Here is a 20,615-nt window from a genome sequence, read left to right on the forward strand (position 1 = left end):
GGGGTTGGGCGTGGGGGGTGGGGGGGGGGGGGGGGTGGGGGGGTGGGGGGGGGGGGGGTGGGTGTGGGGGGGTGTTTTGAAGGGGGCGGGGGCGAGCGGGGTCGAGAGTGGGTCGCTCGTCGGCAGCATCAGGTGTGTATAAGAGAGAAGCCATGGACTGAAATAAAGGCCGTCCAAAGTTGCTCCGGGCAGGTTGTTGCATAGGTTGGCGATGCCGGTTACGCATTGAGCCAGCCGGTCGACGACGCTGTTGAGCATCACCGGATCTCCTCCGCAAGCCTCGATGGTTATGGCGGTTGCTCCGCCCGATATCAGGAGCGGCAGCAGCGGAGCCACAGCCACGTTGGCCGGAAGAAAATAGATCGGAAAGGTGTGGAAATAATATGCCGATATTGCCCCTGTGGCAAGCATGGCGGAGAGTGATACGGATACGATCCCTGCCAGACGGTGGGCTATGCGTCGGCGTGGTGCGGTCGGATTCAGCAGTCGGGCGAACAGTAATATCCCGGCCACTGCGGCAAAGGAGAGCTGGAAACTGATTGTGAATAATGCCGTGGGATCGAAGGCCATGATAAGCATGGCGGCCAGACAAAGGGCGTTGGCCGGACTGTGGCGTCGCTGAAGCATTGAGGCCATAAGCAGCACCGAAGCCATCACTGTCGCTCTTGTGACCGATGCCGACAGGCCTGTGACGGCGGCGTATGACCAAAGCAGGATGATGGCTGATGCTGAGGCAGCGCTGCGCATCCGGCAGAGGCGCAGTGGATACAGGGCTATCATCAGCAGCGAAGCGATGATCCCGACGTGAAGTCCGCTGAGCGCAAGTACGTGAGCCATGCCCGCGCCCGAAAAACTCTTTCGTGTCGACTGGTTCATATCCGAGGTGTCGCCGGTGATCAGTATGTTGACCAGCCGCTTGGTGTCTCCCTTCATTCCGCTCCGGTAAATGATGCCGGTTATGGACATGCGCAGTTTTATCAGCCGCATCATGATGCGTGGCGACGGCTCTGCGCTGATTATGTTTTCTGGCTTGACAAAAGCCTTTCCGGCTATGCCGCTGCGCTTCATCCGTTGCTGTTCGCTCGTTTCCTCCGGGAAATACGTCCGTGTTTCCGGACGCTCTATGGCTGTTGTCGCGACTATGCGGTCGCCCGGCTCTGTGTAGGGTTCTGTCGACGGAATGTACAGATATATGTCGGCTGGATTTGTCGGACGGTAGCTGCCCTTCTCGTCGGCATATCTCACAGGGCTGACTTTCAGCCGTCGGGTGGCATCTCCGTCCTTCACCTCTTTGATGTCGGCTTCGAGCATGATGGGTCGGTTGAAGGGGAGTGCCTCCTCATCAGGTGCGCCGACGCCGAAAGCCAGCGCTCCGGCAGCTGCGGCACAGGTGGTGATGGCTGTGAGGTTATGTTTCAGTGCTGCAAAGATGATCGCCGCCGCGAGAGCTGCCAGTCCTATGAGGGCAGCGTCGGTGAGGGCCGACAAAATGATTCCTGCAGCCATGGCTGTGGCCGCAGGAATCAATGGCATCATGGAGAGAGGAGCACGCATCTGGTCGGTTGTGGCGCTGAGCGCTCATTTTCGGTTATAGCCAGAGCGGAGCGAGGTATCTCGACAGGAGATAGCCGCCGCCGAGCAGCCACAGATAAAGCCAGAAAGCAAGGATGAACGGCTTGGCGCCGGCTTTCTTAAATTTGTCGATACTGGTTTCGGCGCCTAAGGCGGTCATGGCCATGGTCAGCAGGAAGGTGTCGAAGTAATTGATCGCGTCTACTACCGGCATTGGAAGCAGGTCGAATGAGTTGAAACCGATCACGGCAAGAAATCCTACGGCAAACCAGGGTATGGCCACCTTGCCTTTCGTGGAGCCGTCATGCTGGGCCGAACGGGCGGCGCGTCGTGCCACCCACCAGCCGAGGATGAGCAACACAGGCACCAGCAGCATCACGCGGATCATCTTCACGATGATGGCTACATTGGCCACATCGGCTCCCATGGCGTTGCCGGCTCCTACGGCGTGAGCCACTTCGTGGAGGGTGGCGCCGGCATAGATGCCTACCTCCTGAGGAGTCATCTCAAGGATGCCGGCGCGGTAGGCTATGGGATAAAGAAACATCGACAGTGTGCCGAATATCACTACTGTGGCCACGGCCACAGCCGTCTTGTAAGGCTTGGTCTGGATGGTCGACTCGGCTCCGAGCACGGCTGCCGCACCGCAGATGCCGCTGCCTATGGAGGTGAGAAGAGCTATGTCGCGGTCCATCTTCATCATTTTGCCTATGAGTATGCCACCGAGTATGGTAGTGGCCACGACTATGGCGTCGACGATGATTCCGGCCGCGCCTACATTGAGTATGTCCTGAAAAGTAAGCCGGAAGCCGTAGAGTATGATACCCACGCGCAATATCCGTTTAGAGCAGAATTGTATGCCGGGAACCCACGTTTCCGGTAGGTTGTTGCGCAGTGAATTGGCATAGAGCATACCGAGAACGATACCTATGATCATCGGGCTCAAAGATAGTTCGCGCACCACTTGCGCACTGCCTATATAGAAGGCGGCGCATGAGAAGAGGGCTATGAGCAGTACACCGTGGAGCATGCTGCTGCGTTTTTCTGTCAACATGATTTTGAAATAGGTTTGGTTATGTGTTCGTTGCTTATTGTGTGTGTTGTCTTTTATGAGTGCCAGATGTTCCATGCGGCAAACGCCTGAAGTAACAACATTTCCAACCCGTTTTTTGTTTCAGCTCCATGCTCCTGCGACCGCTTCATGAACAGTGTGACGTCAGGGTTGTAGAGAAGGTCATAGCAAAGGTGTTCCCTTGTCAGTTCTTCGTAAGGAATATCAGGGCATTCGTCTACATGCGGATACATGCCGAGCGGGGTGGTGTTGACTATTATTTTGTGTTTTGCCATGACCTCGGGTGTCAGTTCGCCATAGGTCAGCGTGTTGTCACGTTTGGTGCGCGACACCCATGTCACCTCGACTCCCAGATTCTTCAGTCCGCAGCCTACGGCCTTTGCCGCGCCACCGGTGCCGAGCACTAATGCATTCTTGCGAGCCGGGTTGAGAAGGGGGGCTATCGAATCGGAAAAACCGATGATGTCGCTGTTGTAGCCCTTGAGCTTCAGATTCTTGCCTGAACCGATGAATTTGATGACGTTGACCGCTCCGATCACTTTCGCATCATGATCCATCTCGTCCATGTAGGCTATCACCTGCTCCTTGTAAGGAATTGTGACATTGAGTCCCGCCAGATTGGGATACTGGGCTATGATCTCCATGAGGCGTCCTATGTCATCGATCTCGAAATTGACATATCGGGCCGGGATTTTTTCCGCCTCGAATTTGTGGTTGAAATAGTTCTGTGAGAAAGAGTGTCCGAGCGGATACCCTATGAGGCCGTAGAGCCGTTCAGGTGTTTTTGCCATGCGAATTAAATCGGTTGCTTGTTATTATTACTACAGGAGTTTCGATGAAACACATGTAAGAATATGCACTGTCGCTTGGTCGTTGGGCGGTGTCAAATAGCGTCTACTGGCAGAGCCTCGGCCATTCTCGATTGATATCTTCTGCAAATATACGAATTGAAGTTCATATATTCATCGTTTTTGCATGACAATGAGTCATTCTCTCTGTGCTTTTGTCTTTTTTTTGCGGATCGGTACGCCTGTTTCCTTATTTTTAGATAATTCCTTCATGCTGATCACCACTGGCATTCCGAGCCATCCGCGGGCCACAGTCACTTCACGCTTCGCTCCGATGCGGGTACGGTTGTACTCTTCCAGACTTAGATGTTGCTCGGTCTTGCGTCCGTCGGGCAGCGTCACTACAGCTCCGTAAGTGTAGTAATGGCCGTCGGGCACGTATCTGTTACGGCCCACACGCCGGGTGCGGTTGTGGCGGTGACGAGTACGTTCGGTCACTGCGCCTATTAACGTTTCGGATTTCTCCTCGGTTGCCCCAAGACGGTTGATGCCCAGTATCGCGAGATAACCTACGCCGCCAGCTACGAATACATGCATCAGACCCCGCAATGTCTTCTGTGTGATGGAGCGCTTCACTCCATTCTTGGCGCGAAGAGTCATAGGCAGGGAAGTCAGCGCAAGAATCGCGGCAGCGGTCAGAGATATCCAGCGTGACGACAGGGTCTGCGACGCCAGAGCTATTCCGGCGCCCCAGCTCGTTATACCGACTATGATCAAGAGCACAAGCAGAATATAGGGCATTTTTCCTTTCATTGCGAAGAAATATTTATTTACGAAGGCAAAATTACGAAAAAATGATTAACTTTGCAGCGTCTATTTGTCGCGTCGCTTATAGCGGCATGTTCAGGCGGGGTGTAGCGCAGTCCGGTTAGCGCACCTGGTTTGGGACCAGGGGGTCGAAGGTTCGAATCCTTTCACCCCGACAATGAAGTAAAAGCCTTGAAAATCAGACGCAATCTGGATTTCAAGGCTTTTTTGCGTTTATACGTAAGTTTTAGGCATTATTTCGGTGTGTTTTTTGGGGTCAGCGGATTTTTTTTGGGTCGTTTTGGGTCATTTTGGGTAACTTTGGAGCAAGTTGTTTCACTTATGTTTCAACAGCCGAAACGATATGGAATAATATAGACAACATTGTTTAACAATAGTATGAGTAATTTAACAATTATGTTCACCCACTGATGAGCTAAATCTTCGTATCCTTTGTTTTCGCTGAATAGTTACTCACCCACAAGCTATTTGTCAATGTGTCTCGCAAGAATGCGTTGACCCTGCGAATAACCTATAGTGGCTTTGGGTTTGAAATGTTTCATGGTGTATGGTATTATGATTGCAGTTGTTGTGTGTTGCCGGATCTGGAACGGTGCGGTCAGAAAGCGAAGCCTACATTGTCCACGTAGAGCGTCAGTCCTTCAGTGCCTACGTATGGCTCGCCGTTGCCGGCCGAAAACATCACGATGATATGGGTCGGAGTCGCATCTGCTGAATCCCACCCATCCTCCTGTATCCTGACGAGTTTCCCTTTCGAATTGTGGGCATAGTAGGAGTTGTCGCCGTTGCGCAGAGGTAGCCATGACAGCGAATGATTCTTTGACACATCGCCATATACAAGCGGCACGCGGTGTCCCGATTGCCATGCCGTGCCGCGTTTGAATTTCTCTCCGCCGGTAGCTATCCGCTTTGCATGTAGGCCTCCTTGAGCGTCCTCCCAGCGGCGCTGAAGCATCACGAACACCACAGCCTCATCGCGTCCGGGCAACACTTTCTTGCCGCCGAAGCCGGTCGATTTCACCCGGGTGTCGGTCTGCGGCATGTCTACCGAATAGTCCATCACCAGAGCTTTCGGCCGCTTGGTGTAGGGTATGCCCATCTCCATCTTGGCGTAGGGATTGCTCGTGCTTGTGATCGGCTCTATCATCTCTCCGAGAAACATCGATCCGGCCACCATCACATCCATGTTTATCAGCCCGAGCACTTTGACGCGTTCCATCTGTGTGCACAGTTTCGCACATCGGTTGCTGGCCGTGCGGTTGGCCGGATACACGGCGTTGGAGCCTTTGGTCACACCCGATACTTTGGCGTAAACATTGCTTGTGGCCCACGGAGAGCCGCCGAGATTGCGGTATGCGGCATTGTCGCTCCCCGATATGTTCCTCTCAGGACCTACTTCGTAGAGCACCTTTTCGTGGCCGCCTATCACCACCGATTCGCGAAGAGTGCGGCGTACCCAGTGCTCGAAGTCACCGTAAGGTATCGGTTCGGTCGTTTTGGTCTGGGCAGCCGATATCATGGCCGACATTATTAATGCCGCGAGGCTTGCTGTGCGTGTTATGTTCATATCTTTTTTATGGAATGTGCAAAGTTAATGCATTTTTTGAAGTATATGCTGTGACGTTTGTCAGTGATGTTTGTCAAAAAGTGGTATTTGTCAGAAAGAATATGTGAGTGTCAGTCCGTAGCGCATTCCTGTGCGCGAAGTCGGATTGAATACGAATCCTCCCGATGCGCTCGCCATGCTCCGGGGCGCGCCGTCGAAGCGTCGGATGGCTCTGTGCTGGTCGCCCCTGAAATAGCCCAGGACTTCGTTGACCGGATCGCAAAAAAAGGCCGCCACATAGCCCAGGGCGCGCGAACCGAAGATGCGGTAGCCGTTGGACATTATATGGCGTTTGGCATGATAGAAAGCCTCGCCCATGATTGAGCCTACCACCGATGTCACTACAATATCCTGAGCCGACGGAATTTCGTTGAAGGCTTCAAATCCGTATTCCCAGAAGAATGTAGAGATGCAGAAGCAATACACAAACGAACCCCAGTAGTTGAACCCGCAGCTCCGTGCGCTCATGTAGTATGCCGCTCCGGCATAGGGGTGGAGCACAAAGTTGAAGATGAATTTGTCACCGTCCCATACCGGACCCTCTTTGACGTGGCGAAGCCAGCGTTTGAACAACGGGGTCTTGCCGTTTTCATGACTGTTCCATGCTGTCGATTCCTGAGGAAGCAGTTCCAGGATGCCGAGCGCGGTCAGACCGCCACCCATCAGGACTGCCGTATTGGCCCACAGGCGGTTCCAGTCGCGCATGGATCGGGTGGGGGAGTACGGATAGTCATACAGACTCGGTTTCTTCGACCAGCACCCTTCTGTGGCGGCACTGGTCGCTTCGGTGGTGTCGTCGGCTCCGGCATCGTCGTTTGTGATTGATGCCCGATGAAGAACGAGTGTCTGTGGCACCTTCGGAGCCTGCGGCAATGAAATGCTTGGAGTCGGTATTGATATTTCTGTCAATGTCGGCAGCGAGACGGCGCCGGCCGCCAGGTATACTGCGGAGATCATTACCGTTAATATGACCGTAATTCTTCTCATTGATTAAAATAGTCGATACGTTGATAGTATGCTTATTTCTTAAACGCTGGCGCGACGCTACAGTTCTGTCGTGGTAACTTTTTATGGCGGTTGCGGACAACAATCTGACCCTATCGGAAAAAGATTGACAGGCGTTTTGCTCACTGATCGGAGCATTTTCAGTAATTTTGCTGCCGTAAATCAATGACTGATCAGTTTCAAAAAATACTTCTGGCGGTGACGATGCTCATCATTCCGTTTGCCGGTAGAGCGTCCGACCATGGTGATCCGCTTCAGGCCGATACTGTGCCCCAACGTAAGAATATCATCGACCGCCTGCTCGATTATTTTGCCGAATCCAATAAACCCGACTATAGCAAAGGCCTTGATGTCAGTTTTATCGGAGGACCTCACTATGCGTCGGATACCAAGCTCGGCATAGGTCTTGTGGCCGCCGGCAATTATCTAGCTGACAGGTCCGACACATCGGCCATACCCTCCAACGTTTCGCTGTACTCGGATATTTCCACTGCCGGATTCGCTCTGCTCGGACTGCGTGGCACGCATATATTCCCATCCGACCGACGGCGTATTGACTACAATATATTCTTCTATTCTTTCCCGACCGAATTCTGGGGACTCGATTTCGGAAGTCAGCGCAATGATGATGGCAAGTCGTCATATCGTCTGTTGTCCTACAGGGCCTCTGCCACGTTTATGTGGCGTCTTGGCGACAATTTGTTCGCAGGGCCGGCGCTTGAGTTTCATCACTATGATGCCCGCAAGGCACAGCGTCCGGAGCTGTGGCTGGGTCAGGATATGGTCACCAACACTGTAGGCGCCGGTTTCAGATTGCAGTACGATTCGCGCGACTCACACACCGGGCCGGCTACAGGTTGGCTTTTCGTGCTTGACCAGAAGTTTTGCCCGCGTTTCCTGAGCAATAGTTATGCGTTTAGCTTCACGGCATTGCGGCTTGCCCGTTACACTCCTCTCTGGCGTGGTGGGGTGCTTGCTGCTCAGGTGGCCGGACGCTTCGCTTATGGCAATGTCTGCTGGAGCATGATGTCCAATCTCGACGAAGGGGGCGGTATGCGTAGCTATTACGAGGGTCGCTATCGCGACAAATGCGCTCTCAATGTGGTGGCAGAGTTGCGTCAGCATGTGTGGCGTCGTAGTGGTGTGACGTTCTGGGCCGGCGCCGGAGTCGTAACCCCGGCCGTCGAAAGTGTGAGATGGAGTCGTGTGTTGCCCTGCGTCGGACTTGGATATAGGTGGGAGTTCAAAAAGCGTTGCAATGTGCGACTCGATTATGGTATAGGCCGCGGGTCATCATCTTTTTCGTTTAATATCAATGAAGCATTCTGATATAACACACCGTCTGAAAACACGTTCGCATATATATCTTTCTCCACAAGTCTCATCCGTCATATTGTTGATCTGGACTCTGGCAATGCTCGCGGCTCCGGCAGTGATATTGTCGGTCACCGAACAGATGTCGTGGGCTGCACGCATCGCCAACGCTCTTTTCCCCGTCGGGGTGTTCGGTCTGTGGCTTGCATGTTCGCGCCGGGTGGCTGCGACAGTTCTGTCCACGATACCGTTCATGGTGCTTGGAGCGTTCCAGATTGTATTGCTGTTTCTCTACGGACGGTCGATCATAGCGGTCGACATGTTTCTCAACGTTGTCACGACAAATCCCACTGAGGTAGGTGAACTTTTGGGAAATCTGTTGTCAGCCATACTGACTGTCAGTCTGATGTATCTGCCGCCTATCGTATGTGCGGTCGTGGGATGTGTCCGGCATTGGCGTGCCGGCCGCCGTGCGCTCTTTGTCGTCCGTCGGGCTTCCTTGTCGGCTTTGCTGGTGGCTCTGGTAGCGATTGCGGTTTCGCTTCCTGGATCGCGTCCGGTGCGACCTCTGATTGATATCTATCCGCTCAATGTGCTTTATAACATTGTGCTTGCGGTCGATCGCACGGAAAGGCTTGAAAACTATGGGTCGACATCATCGTCGTTTTCGGCTCATGCTGTGGATCTTTTTCCGGCCGACTCTGCACGAAGGATCGTGGTGATCGTCGTGGGTGAAACAGCCCGTGGCGATCGTTGGCAGATCAATGGATATGGTCGCCCGACGTCGCCCTCGTTGGCTGCAGGTGGTTTTGTCAGCTTTCCGGAGGCATATTCAGAATCCAACACCACCCATAAGAGTGTCCCGATGCTGCTGTCGCATCTCACAGCCGATACATTCGGAGATTCCATATACTCGGTAAAGAGCATTGTGACAGCATTCCGTGAGGCGGGATTTCGCACAGCCTTCTTCTCCAACCAGCGCTACAACCGTTCGTTTATAGACCGCTTTGCGTTTGAAGCTGACACAACTCTGTTTATAAAGGAGCAGCCGGGGGCTTCGGGAGAGTCGTTAGATATGGAGCTGCTGCCGCTGCTGAAAGAAGAGTTGGTGCGTGGTGCGGATCGTCAGCTCATAGTGCTCCATGCCTATGGTTCTCATTTCAGCTACAACGACCGTTATCCTGAGGATTTTGCCCGATTCGGCCCTTATGAATATACCGATGCCTCGTTGGCGGCCAAGGATCGGCTCGACAATGCCTACGACAATACCATACTCTACACAGCGGCCATGCTTGATTCTGTGGCGTCATGCCTGCGTTTGTCAGGTGCCGAGGCTGCGATGGTCTACGCCTCCGACCATGGTGAGGATATCTTCGACGACGACCGTCATCTGTTTCTTCATGCTTCACCTGTGCCGAGCCGATGGCAGATCGACGTCCCGATGATTGTATGGATTTCCGATCCCATGGCGGCGCGTCATCCCGGCTATTTCGACGCCGCCTGCGCCAATAGGCCGATGCCGGTCAGCACCTCGCGTTCGGTATATCATACCGCACTGCAGTTTGCAGGCATCGGTTCCCCGCTTTTCGATCCGGAGCTTTCCGTCGTGTCGGGGGAATATAAGAAACCGGCGCGGCGCTATCTTGACGATCACAACCGCGCCGTGGATCTCGACGCTATCCTCGCACGATAGGCGTCGTGCTATTTCGTAGGCTCGATATCTCCGATGCGTGACATTGTGATGTCTTTTTTCCCGACTTCATAGCGCAGGAGATTCTTCTTCACTTTTACGTCATCAAGGTGCTTTAGCTCAAGAAAACGTGTGGTGATCTCTCTCTTCAGGCGTGCCTTGAGTGATGCTGCAGCGAGAGGGCGGATCGAATCAAGGGCAGGCGCTTCCTGATTGGTCAGCAGATTGGCGTCAAACACTATGTCGGCCGGATCTATGTCTATCTCGATCGATTGCGGATCTATAGCCACGCTCACTTCGTCATCGTCAATCGCTGTCCATACGCCCTGGGCTGATACTTCGGCGGCTGCCGAAAGGGCGTATGGCTGGACGATCTGATCCGTCTGTTGCAGAGGGCCTGTCGCGTCCACCATCGCCGAGATTATCAGCGGACCGCCGTTCTTGTCGTCGTCGCGTACAAAATTGAAGGTCTCCACAATGTTGGCCGTGCCCGACATCTTGTCCGATAGGCGTTCGGGGGTGCCACACCAGCTGCCTTTGATCTCTTTTGCTAGGCGAGCCGTTTCATCACACGATACAAGCGTCAGTGACACAAGTGCAATTGAAGCAAATAATGCGGTTTTGATCATGATTGTTGATATATGTTTTGCCTTTTTAAGATATTAACGCGAATAGGCGCATTAAAGTTTTGCTTTATGAAATCAAATTTGTTAACTTTGCCATTCAGATACGATAAACATATACAATAACATAAATACTTATCTGATTATGGCAACCAAACCATTCCGATATCAGGAGATGTTTCCTATGTCGGCTGACACTACGGAGTATTATCTTCTGACACCCGACTATGTGAAGACCGAGAATTGGAACGGTCACGAGATGCTTGTCGTTGATCCCGAAGCTCTCACGGTGCTCGCGCGTCAGGCTACGCACGACAACGCTTTCATGCTCCGACGGGAGCATAACGAGATGGTGGCTAAGATACTTCACGATCCCGAAGCCAGCGAAAACGACAAGTTCGTGGCTCTTACCATGCTGCGCAATGCCGAAGTGGCAGCCAAGGGACAGCTCCCGTTCTGTCAGGATACCGGCACAGCTATAATCCACGGCAACAAGGGACAGAATGTATATACCGGCGGCGGCGACGAAGAACGTCTTTCCAAAGGTGTCTACCTCACCTACACCGAAGACAATCTTCGCTATTCGCAGAATGCGCCTCTGACAATGTTCGATGAGGTCAACACCGGATGCAATCTTCCTGCACAGATCGATCTCCATGCCGTCGACGGCAACGAATACAAGTTCCTTTTCGTGGCAAAAGGAGGCGGATCGGCCAACAAGACCTATCTCTATCAGGAAACAAAGGCGCTTCTGACGCCCGAAAAGCTCGTCCCCTTCCTCGTGGAGAAGATGAAGAGCCTCGGCACAGCCGCCTGTCCGCCCTATCACATCGCGTTTGTTATCGGAGGCACATCGGCCGAGATGAACCTCGCCACAGTAAAGAAGGCCTCTGTAAAATACTACGACAATCTTCCTACCAAGGGCAACGAACTCGGACATGCATTCCGCGACGCGGAGCTGGAGAAGCAGCTCCTCGAAGAGGCGCAGCGCATCGGACTCGGCGCGCAGTTCGGAGGTAAATATTTCGCCCACGACATACGCGTCATCCGTCTGCCGCGCCACGGTGCGTCCTGCCCCGTCGGTCTTGGCGTAAGCTGCTCGGCCGACCGCAATATCAAGGCAAAGATCAATAGCAAGGGACTATGGATCGAGAAACTTGATTCCAATCCCGGCGAACTGATCCCCGAAGAGATGCGCCGCGAAGGAGAAGGTCAGGTAGTGAAGATCGATCTCAACCGTCCGATGCCCGAAATACTTAAGGAACTCTCCAAATATCCGGTGGCCACGCGCTTGTCGCTCAACGGCACTATTATCGTAGGCCGCGACATAGCCCACGCCAAGATCAAGGAGCGTCTCGACCGTGGCGAGCCGATGCCGGAATACATGCAGAATCATCCTATCTACTATGCCGGACCGGCCAAGACGCCGGCAGGAATGCCTTCAGGATCCTTCGGACCCACCACTGCCGGACGCATGGACTCCTATGTCGACCAGTTCCAGTCCGAAGGTGGATCGATGGTGATGATAGCCAAGGGCAACCGTAGCCAGCAGGTAACCGATGCCTGCCACAAACATGGAGGATTCTACCTCGGATCTATCGGCGGACCGGCCGCTATACTCGCACAGAACTCCATCAAGAAAGTGGAATGCCTCGAATATCCCGAACTCGGCATGGAGGCTATCTGGAAAATCGAAGTGGAGGACTTCCCCGCCTTCATACTTGTCGACGACAAAGGCAACGATTTCTTCCAGCAGATAGTGCAGAAATGCAACGGATGCGGACTCAAGTAATCATACCGTCACTACATCGCGCTTGGATGCTTCGGCATCCGGGCGCTCTGACATTAAAGAAATCTTAATACCCAATACCAAATCATGGCAGAAAAAAAAGAAAAATTGTTTGACCAGTTTCCGCCGGTGACCACAGCCGAATGGCGCGAGAAAGTGGAAGCCGACCTGAAAGGTGCTCCTTTCGACAAGAAACTGGTATGGCGTACCAATGAGGGCTTCAATGTGCAGCCTATGTACCGTGCAGAGGATATAGAAAACCTCAGCACAACCGATTCGCTTCCCGGCGAATATCCGTTTGTCCGTGGCACACGCACCGACAACGACTGGCTGGCCCGTCAGGAAATTGACGCCGCCGATCCTGTCGCCGCCAATGCCAAGGCTCTCGACGTGCTCGGCAAGGGCATCACGTCGCTTGGATTCCGTATGAAAGAGTGCGACGCCGCTACTGTCGCATCGCTGCTCAAGGATATCGATATCGCCAAGGTGGAGATCAACTTCACCGCATGCCCGCGCCACTGCGAGGAGCTGTGCGCAAGCATCGTGAAGTATGTCAAGGACCATGGCGCCGCCGACACATTCCGCGGAAGCATCGATTTCAATCCGTTCAAGAAGGCTCTCAAGCACGGCAAGCCGTTCCCCGGCGATATCGCCCAAATGGCTGCCGATATGATTTCAGTGGCCTCCGATGTCAAGGGACTGCGTCTGCTCGGTGCCGACGGCGTGATGCTGAGCGATGCCGGAGCCTATATATATCAGGAACTTGGCTATGCTCTTGCATGGGGCGCCGAATGGCTGACTCTGCTCACCGACCGGGGACTCTCGGTCGATGAGGTAGCATCGCGTGTGAAGTTCAACATGGGTATCTCCAGCAACTATTTCATGGAGATCGCCAAATTCCGTGCGGCACGAATGCTCTGGGCGCAGATCGTGGAGCTTTACAAGCCCGCATCGGCCGACGCCTGCAAGATGGCGGTGCATGCCGTGACATCGCGGTTCAACCAGACAGTCTACGACGCACACGTCAATCTTCTGCGCAGCCAGACCGAATGTATGTCGGCCGCTCTCGCAGGAGTCGACTCTATCACTGTGACTCCCTTCGATGCACCCTATCGCACACCCGATGATTTCTCCGAACGCATCGCGCGCAATCAGCAGTTCCTTCTCAAGGAGGAGAGCCATCTCGACAAGGTGGTCGATCCTGCCGGAGGATCATACTATGTCGAGACTCTGACGGTCGCTATTGCCAAGGAGGCATGGAAGCTCTTCCTCGAAGTGGAGGACAAGGGCGGATTCCTTGCAGCTGTCAACGATGGCGAAGTGCAGCGCGCTGTCCGCGCCACTTCCGATAAGCGCCACACCGACGTGGCACGCCGTAAGGAGATACTTCTCGGCACCAACCAGTACCCCAATATCAACGAGATGGCGGCCTCAAAGATAGAAGCCACCGGATGCTCGTGCGGATGTCACAACCATGACGATGACAATGCTGACGCAGCGCTCCCCACAGCCCGCGCGGCAAGCGATTTCGAAGCGCTGCGACTGGCCACGGAGGCAGCATCCAATCGTCCGAAGGTGTTTATGCTCACTATCGGCAATCTGGCCATGCGTCTCGCACGTGCGCAGTTCTCCACCAACTTCTTCGGCTGTGCCGGCTACGAGATCATCGACAATCTCGGATTCGAGACAGTGCAGCAGGGCGTCGACGAAGCTCTTGCCAAGGGTGCCGACGTGATCGTGCTCTGCTCAAGCGATGACGAGTATGCCGAGCTCGCTCCCGAAGCCTACCGCTACCTCGACGGCCGCGCCGAATTCGTTGTGGCAGGCGCTCCGGCCTGCACCGACGATCTCAAGGCCATCGGCATAGAGAATTTCGTCAATGTGCGCTCAAATGTGCTCGACACTCTGCGTGCGTTCAACGAGCGTCTGCTCAAATGATAAATCCTCATCCTTAATACCATCTTACAATGAGACCCGATTTTAATAATATCGACATAACGAAAGATGCCTTCACCACTCCGGCTCATGCCCCGGCGGAGGCAAAGGGTGAGGAATGGCTCACGCCCGAACTTATCCCTGTAAAACCGATCTATACAAAGAGCGACCTTGAAGGACTCGAACACCTCAACTATGTGTCAGGTCTTCCTCCGTTCCTCAGAGGTCCGTACAGCGCCATGTACCCCCTGCGCCCCTGGACTATCCGACAGTATGCCGGATTCTCCACCGCAGCCGAATCCAACGCTTTCTACCGCCGCAACCTCGCAGCAGGTCAGAAGGGACTCTCGGTGGCGTTTGACCTTGCCACACACCGTGGTTACGACGCTGACCACTCGCGCGTGGTGGGCGACGTGGGCAAGGCCGGAGTGTCGATCTGCTCGCTCGACGACATGAAGGTGCTCTTCGACGGTATACCCCTCAACAAGATGTCGGTGTCGATGACCATGAACGGTGCCGTTCTTCCGGTACTCGCTTTCTATATCAATGCCGGACTCGAACAGGGTGCCAGGCTCGAAGAAATGGCCGGAACGATACAGAACGATATCCTCAAGGAGTTCATGGTGCGCAACACCTATATCTATCCGCCGGAGTTCTCGATGCGTATTATCGCCGATATATTCGAATACACATCGCAGAACATGCCCAAGTTCAACTCCATCTCCATCTCCGGCTACCACATGCAGGAGGCCGGAGCTACCTGCGACATCGAGCTGGCCTATACGCTTGCCGACGGACTTGAGTATCTGCGCGCGGGCGTCAATGCCGGCATGGATATCGACTCGTTCGCCCCGCGTCTGTCGTTCTTCTGGGCTATCGGCATGAACTTCTTCATGGAGATCGCCAAGATGCGCGCGGCGCGTATGCTCTGGGCCAAGATCGTCAAGCAGTTCAACCCCAAGAACCCGAAGTCGCTTGCGCTCCGCACCCATTCACAGACCTCCGGATGGTCGCTGACAGAGCAGGATCCGTTCAACAATGTCGGACGTACCTGTATCGAGGCTATGGGAGCTGCCCTCGGACACACACAGTCGCTCCACACCAACGCTCTCGACGAGGCTATCGCTCTTCCCACCGACTTCTCGGCGCGTATCGCACGTAATACGCAGATCTATATCCAGGAAGAAACTATGGTGACAAAGGAGATCGACCCCTGGGCCGGATCATACTACGTGGAGGCGCTCACCAACGAGATCGCACAACGCGCATGGGAGCACATCCAGGAGATCGAAAAGCTCGGCGGCATGGCCAAGGCTATCGAAACCGGACTGCCCAAGCTCCGTATCGAGGGAGCCGCTGCGCGCACACAGGCGCGTATCGACTCCGGTCGCCAGACCATCGTCGGTATCAACAAGTACAGACTCGACCACGAGGATCCGATCGACATCCTCGAGATCGACAATACCGAAGTGCGCAAGGAGCAGATCGAACGGCTCAACGAAGTCAAGAGCCATCGCGATGAGGCCAAGGTCAAGGAGGCTCTCGCGGCTATCACCGAGTGCGTGCGCACCCGCAAGGGCAATCTGCTCGACCTCGCCGTGAAGGCTGCCGGACTGCGCGCTACGCTCGGCGAGATTTCCGACGCATGCGAAGAAGTAGTAGGACGATACAAAGCACAGATACAAACCATTTCAGGAGTGTACAGCAACGAAACCAACAACGACCCCGACTTCGTCAGGGCACAGAAGAAGGTGGAGGAGTTCGCCAAACGCGAAGGACGCCAGCCGCGTATAATGATCGCCAAAATGGGTCAGGACGGCCACGACCGCGGAGCCAAAGTCGTCGCTACAGGATATGCCGACTGCGGATTCGACGTCGATATGGGACCGCTCTTCCAGACTCCCGCCGAGGCTGCGCGTCAGGCGGTGGAAAACGATGTGCACATACTCGGCGTAAGCTCGCTCGCTGCCGGCCACAAGACGCTCGTGCCGCAGGTCATCGAGGAGCTGCGCAAACTCGGACGTGAGGATATACTCGTCACTGCCGGTGGTGTGATCCCCGCGCAGGACTACGATTTCCTCTATCGTGCGGGTGTGGCGGCTATCTTTGGCCCTGGCACACGTATCCCCGACAGCGCCATCAAGATGATAGAGCTCCTCGAAGCCGAGTGATCTCGTTCCCACAGGTCATTCCGTTGACCTCCTAATGATATAAGACCCTGTGTCACGCAATCGATGACACAGGGTCTTGTCTTGATTCTGATGGCGCTGTGTCAAAAAATCAATATGTTGCAGCGTATTGTTATGCCCGAATGGACAATTCATTATAAGGCTGATGGAATATGGTCGTAAGTAACTCGCAAAAATTAGCTGCGAGTGATTTTTGAGATTTGTTCGAGTGTTTTTTACTTGAAAACGAGGGCGTGTAGCGAGCTACACAACTGAGGGTGAAAGCAAAAAACGCCGGACAACATCAAAAAGCGCCGCAGCAGGCACGGGTTACTGATGAATTTAATAATATCAACTAATTTTTAAGAGTTACTTAGTGCAAAAAAAAGTAATACATTGTTCCATCTCCCCTTCGGTTGTCCTTAGGCAAGTTGTAGGGATGCTCCACGGAGCATACAACCTGCAGGTATATGATTATTGCCGTTGCTGTTCAAGGCGGTATTTTCGAAAATGCCTGCGGTTTCTGTAGCTGTAGTAATGACAGACAGAGAAGCCGCAGGCATGAAGTGTTATGATTGTGTGATGTGTCGCTCAGGTCAGCTGTTTATTTGTCGATGGGGGTGGAGTTGCGTTCGAGCACTGCGGCGTCGAGGCTGGCTATGGTGGCGAGGTTTATGATGTCGCGTACTCCGGCGTTGACGCTGATAAAATGCACGGGCTTGTTGAGGCCCATCTGTATCGGGCCTATGGCGTCGCCGAGTCCCATTTCGAGCATCGTGCGGAAAGCGGTGGTGGCGGCACTCAGATTCGGGAATATGAGGGTGTTCACTTCCTGTCCGTTCAGACGGTTGAACGGGAATATGGTGTCGCGCAGATTGCTGTTGAGGGCATAGTTGAGTCCCATCTCGCCGTCAATGGCAAGGTCGGGATACATCGTCTGCATCCGCTCCACCGCTTTGCGCACCGTCAGGCACTCCTCTTCGCGGCCCGAACCGAAGTTGCTGTACGACACCATGGCTATCACCGGATCGTGTGAGAAGTATTCCACCGAGTTGCGGGTCAGGCGGGCTATGTCGACAAGGGTGTCTTCGTCAACGGTTTTGTTGACCTGGGTGTCGGAAATGAAGAATGTGCCGCGTTTGGTGTTGACTATATGGAGTGTGGCGAAGTGGTCGTAGCTCGGACGTATGCCGATCACCTCCTTGGCGATCTTGCCTACGGAGTGGGCGGCGGAATATGTGCCGGCAAGGAATGCGTCGGCGTCGCCGGTTTCCACCATCATCATGCCGAAATAGTTGCGGTCATACATCTTTTCGAGGGCTTCGGCTTCGGTGATGCCTTCGCGCTGGCGCTTGCCGGCAAACAGTTCGGCGTAGCGCTGACGGCGGTCAGCCTCACGGTCGTGACGCAGGTTGACGATCTCCACGTCTGTCAGGTCAAGCCCGAGGCGTGCAGCGCGCTTCTCGATCATCTCTTCGTTGCCGAGCAGCACGGGGATAAGCACGCCCTCTTTGTGGGCCATGACGGCGGCCTTGAGCATATTGTCGGTGTTGCCCTCGCCGAATACCACTCGCTTCGGATGGCGTTTGGCTTCGTTGTAAAGGCGGTGGGTGATCTTGTTGTCATAGCCCATCAGGCGGCGCAGGCGCTCGCAGTATTCCTCCCAGTCGGCTATCGGACGGCGTGCCACGCCGCTCTCCATGGCGCCTCGTGCCACAGCCGGAGCCACCCTCGTGAGCAGACGCGGATCGAGCGGTTTGGGCAGTATGTAGTCGCGGCCAAATTTCAGGTCGGTCATGTTGTAGGCTGCATTGACCACTGTCGGCACAGGCTCTTTGGCCAGCGCTGCAATGGCTCTGACAGCAGCGAGCTTCATTGCTTCATTGATGGTGGTGGCGCCGCTGTCAAGGGCGCCGCGGAATATGTAGGGGAAGCCGAGCACGTTGTTGATCTGGTTGGGATAGTCGCTGCGGCCTGTGGCGAAGATCAGGTCGGGACGCGAGGCCATGGCTTTGTCGAAGGAGATCTCCGGATCAGGGTTGGCCAGGGCGAATACGATCGGGCGTTCGGCCATCGACTGTACCATCTCGGTCGTGACCACATCCTTCACGGAGAGGCCGAGAAACACGTCGGCTCCCTTCATCGCTTCGGCAAGGGTGCTGACGGGGCGATCTGTGGCAAATTCGGCTTTCTGAGGGTTGAGATCCTTGCGCTGTGTGGTGATCACGCCTTTGCTGTCACACATCACGATGTTCTCTTTCTTTACGCCGAGCGCTATGTAGAGCTTGGTGCATGATACGGCTGCGGCGCCGGCGCCGTTCACAACAAGCAGCACATCCTCTATTCGCTTTCCCTGTATCTCGAGCGCGTTGAGCAGGCCGGCAGCCGATATAATGGCGGTGCCGTGCTGGTCGTCGTGCATCACCGGTATGTCGCACTCCTCTTTGAGCCGCTGCTCGATCTCGAAGCACTCCGGTGCCTTGATGTCTTCAAGATTGATGCCTCCGAATGTGGGAGAGATCGCTTTGACTATGTCGATGAAGCGCTTCGGGTCTTTTTCGTCCACCTCTATGTCGAAGCAGTCTATCCCGGCGAATATTTTGAAGAGTAATGCTTTGCCTTCCATTACTGGCTTGCCGGCAAGCGGACCTATGTCGCCGAGGCCGAGCACGGCCGTACCGTTTGATATCACTGCCACGAGATTGCCTTTGTTGGTGTATTCATACACGTCGGCCGGTTTGGCTTCGATCTCTTTGCACGGATATGCCACGCCGGGCGAATAGGCCAGAGCGAGATCATGCTGCGTGCTGTAGGGTTTGGTGGGGATCACCTCGATTTTTCCCGGTTTGCCCTGACGGTGATATTCAAGGGCCGCTTCTTTTGTTACTGTCGACATCTGTGTGCTATGTGTTTGAAAATGTGAATGTCATTATACCGCTGACGCCGCAACCCCGGCTGTGGATCACTGAGCCGGGGTTGGTGGCGGATATTTTTGCAAATATACAAAAATAACCGTTGGAGTGTATGTTTGGTTGTCGTTTTATTCCTTAAAAAAGTCTATCTGGGAAAATATCCGGGAAAATATGTGATTGTCAATGTGAGCTTACGGCTCAGAATCTGACTTTCACAATGGCTGGATTGGTGTCCTCCACTCCGGTCAGCTCGCTCATTGATTCGTCAAGTATCAGGAAGTAAAAGCCGTCGCCGTCGCTGTATGGTATCGGCATCGTGAGCACCTCCTTGCCGTCATAGTCCATCACGAAGCCTTTGCCGCGGGTGTCGGGATCGACAGTTCTCGAAAACAGCAGTGTGCCGTCGGTGAGGTCTACGACCTGGAGATACAGCTTGTTCTCATACATATATCCGAGCATCATCTGTTCGGCCGAGGGTATGAATCTCACTCTGATGGTGTTTCTGCGGTCAGCTTCCCATGCGTCGAGATTGGAGTATTTGCGCGGGTCGGGGATGGCATATTTGCCGGGATCGATCACGGCGTATGGTTTGAAGTTCTTCTCACCGGAGACGATGCTGTAGAGTGTGTCGTTGAAGTTATACTGGATTAAAGCTATATCTTTTCCGGTTATGATGTCGGCTCCCATGCCGACGGTCGAGTTGCCCATGTGGGCTACGAGGTAGTAGGCTCCGCTGGGTATGGAGTCGGTAAGGCGCCAGTTGCGGTCGAATATCTTCAGGCTCAACTCTTCCCCATCCTTTGCGTGTGTAAGTCCGCCCCAGTAGCCGCCGGGCAGGGGGAAGTCGCGTTCTATGCCCAGGGTGTCGATTGTTCCGAGATGATTCCCGTGCAGGTCATAGCGAAAAAGTTTGTCGCTGATGAGATCAAACACTTCCCAGCCGTTGCCGTCAACGCTTGGATAGGGTTGTATGGCGCTGTGGTATTCGCCGGGGCCGCCTCCGCGGCGGTTGAAAGCGCCGAGGCAACGGCCGCTCTTTGTGTCGAAGGTGATAAGCTGACCTTTGTCCGATACGAACAGCCGGTTGCCGACCGTTCCGGCTATATTGCTGATGCCGAGCATCGTGGAGTCGGTTACTTCGGGGTGGATGAGCATCTCCAGCCGTCCTTCGCCGGTGTCTGCAGCGTCGACCAGCGATTCGATGTCGATTACTGTCAGCGGTCTGTCTGATTGATCGCTCCCGCAGGCGCATAATGTCATGGCTATCGCGGCTGTGGCCGAAAGGATGATTTTTGTGTTCATGGAGTTGAATT

The 20,615-nt window shown here is 54.3% G+C and carries 14 protein-coding genes and 1 tRNA gene; 6 read left to right on the top strand and 9 right to left on the bottom strand.

Annotated elements, in window-relative coordinates:
* The 4 genes from C5O24_RS14265 to C5O24_RS01185 form a co-directional block, all read right to left on the bottom strand.
* On the bottom strand, positions 1 to 1,554 hold a 1,554-nt coding region (locus C5O24_RS14265; protein ID WP_133165422.1), incomplete at its 3' end, for a ComEC/Rec2 family competence protein.
* 34 nt (positions 1,555 to 1,588) lie between these two features.
* A complete protein-coding gene (locus C5O24_RS01175; RefSeq protein WP_107035770.1) occupies positions 1,589 to 2,626 on the bottom strand; it encodes a YeiH family protein in 1,038 nt (345 codons plus the stop codon).
* 53 nt (positions 2,627 to 2,679) lie between these two features.
* A complete protein-coding gene (locus C5O24_RS01180; RefSeq protein WP_107035755.1) occupies positions 2,680 to 3,435 on the bottom strand; it encodes a shikimate dehydrogenase family protein in 756 nt (251 codons plus the stop codon).
* 195 nt (positions 3,436 to 3,630) lie between these two features.
* Positions 3,631 to 4,245, bottom strand: a complete 615-nt coding sequence (locus C5O24_RS01185; protein WP_107035754.1) for a hypothetical protein — start codon at positions 4,243 to 4,245, stop codon at positions 3,631 to 3,633.
* 95 nt (positions 4,246 to 4,340) lie between these two features.
* Between C5O24_RS01185 and C5O24_RS01190 the strand changes: the two genes are divergently transcribed.
* Positions 4,341 to 4,415 (top strand) — tRNA-Pro (locus C5O24_RS01190).
* 443 nt (positions 4,416 to 4,858) lie between these two features.
* Here the strand turns inward: C5O24_RS01190 and C5O24_RS01195 are convergent.
* Together C5O24_RS01195 and C5O24_RS01200 are read right to left on the bottom strand one after the other, a co-directional pair.
* Positions 4,859 to 5,827, bottom strand: coding sequence for a PCMD domain-containing protein (locus C5O24_RS01195; protein ID WP_107035753.1), 969 nt, complete (start codon positions 5,825 to 5,827; stop codon positions 4,859 to 4,861).
* 90 nt (positions 5,828 to 5,917) lie between these two features.
* The gene (locus C5O24_RS01200) at positions 5,918 to 6,823 is read right to left on the bottom strand and encodes a DUF3943 domain-containing protein (RefSeq protein WP_161553752.1); all 906 of its coding nucleotides are present in this window, start codon (positions 6,821 to 6,823) and stop codon (positions 5,918 to 5,920) included.
* A gap of 213 nt (positions 6,824 to 7,036) precedes the next feature.
* On the opposite strand from C5O24_RS01200, the gene C5O24_RS01205 reads away from it, so the two are divergent.
* Positions 7,037 to 8,200, top strand: coding sequence for a BamA/TamA family outer membrane protein (locus C5O24_RS01205; RefSeq protein ID WP_107035751.1), 1,164 nt, complete (start codon positions 7,037 to 7,039; stop codon positions 8,198 to 8,200).
* The gene (locus tag C5O24_RS01210) at positions 8,187 to 9,878 is read left to right on the top strand and encodes a phosphoethanolamine transferase family protein (RefSeq protein WP_107035750.1); all 1,692 of its coding nucleotides are present in this window, start codon (positions 8,187 to 8,189) and stop codon (positions 9,876 to 9,878) included. The genes C5O24_RS01205 and C5O24_RS01210 overlap by 14 nt, the downstream gene beginning before the upstream one ends.
* 8 nt (positions 9,879 to 9,886) lie before the next feature.
* On the opposite strand, the gene C5O24_RS01215 is transcribed toward C5O24_RS01210, so the two are convergent.
* Positions 9,887 to 10,468 (bottom strand): hypothetical protein, encoded by a 582-nt coding sequence (locus C5O24_RS01215; RefSeq protein WP_133165423.1) that lies wholly within the window; start codon positions 10,466 to 10,468, stop codon positions 9,887 to 9,889.
* Positions 10,469 to 10,643: 175 nt separating this feature from the next.
* On the opposite strand from C5O24_RS01215, the gene C5O24_RS01220 reads away from it, so the two are divergent.
* The 3 genes from C5O24_RS01220 (at position 10,644) to scpA (ending at position 16,393) form a co-directional block, all read left to right on the top strand.
* Positions 10,644 to 12,290, top strand: coding sequence for a fumarate hydratase (locus C5O24_RS01220; protein WP_107035748.1), 1,647 nt, complete (start codon positions 10,644 to 10,646; stop codon positions 12,288 to 12,290).
* An 84-nt stretch (positions 12,291 to 12,374) separates the two neighbouring features.
* Entirely contained in the window at positions 12,375 to 14,225 is a 1,851-nt protein-coding gene (gene mutA, locus C5O24_RS01225) for a methylmalonyl-CoA mutase small subunit (RefSeq protein ID WP_107035747.1), read from the top strand.
* 29 nt (positions 14,226 to 14,254) lie between these two features.
* Complete coding sequence (gene scpA, locus C5O24_RS01230; protein WP_107681347.1) at positions 14,255 to 16,393, top strand: methylmalonyl-CoA mutase; 2,139 nt, start codon at positions 14,255 to 14,257, stop codon at positions 16,391 to 16,393.
* Positions 16,394 to 16,994: 601 nt separating this feature from the next.
* On the opposite strand, the gene C5O24_RS01235 is transcribed toward scpA, so the two are convergent.
* Entirely contained in the window at positions 16,995 to 19,286 is a 2,292-nt protein-coding gene (locus C5O24_RS01235) for an NADP-dependent malic enzyme (protein ID WP_107035745.1), read from the bottom strand.
* A gap of 214 nt (positions 19,287 to 19,500) precedes the next feature.
* Positions 19,501 to 20,604, bottom strand: coding sequence for a DUF4934 domain-containing protein (locus C5O24_RS01240; protein ID WP_107035744.1), 1,104 nt, complete (start codon positions 20,602 to 20,604; stop codon positions 19,501 to 19,503).
* Positions 20,605 to 20,615: the final 11 nt, after the last annotated feature.

The organism is Paramuribaculum intestinale, assembly GCF_003024925.1.
Lineage (GTDB): Bacteria > Bacteroidota > Bacteroidia > Bacteroidales > Muribaculaceae > Paramuribaculum > Paramuribaculum intestinale.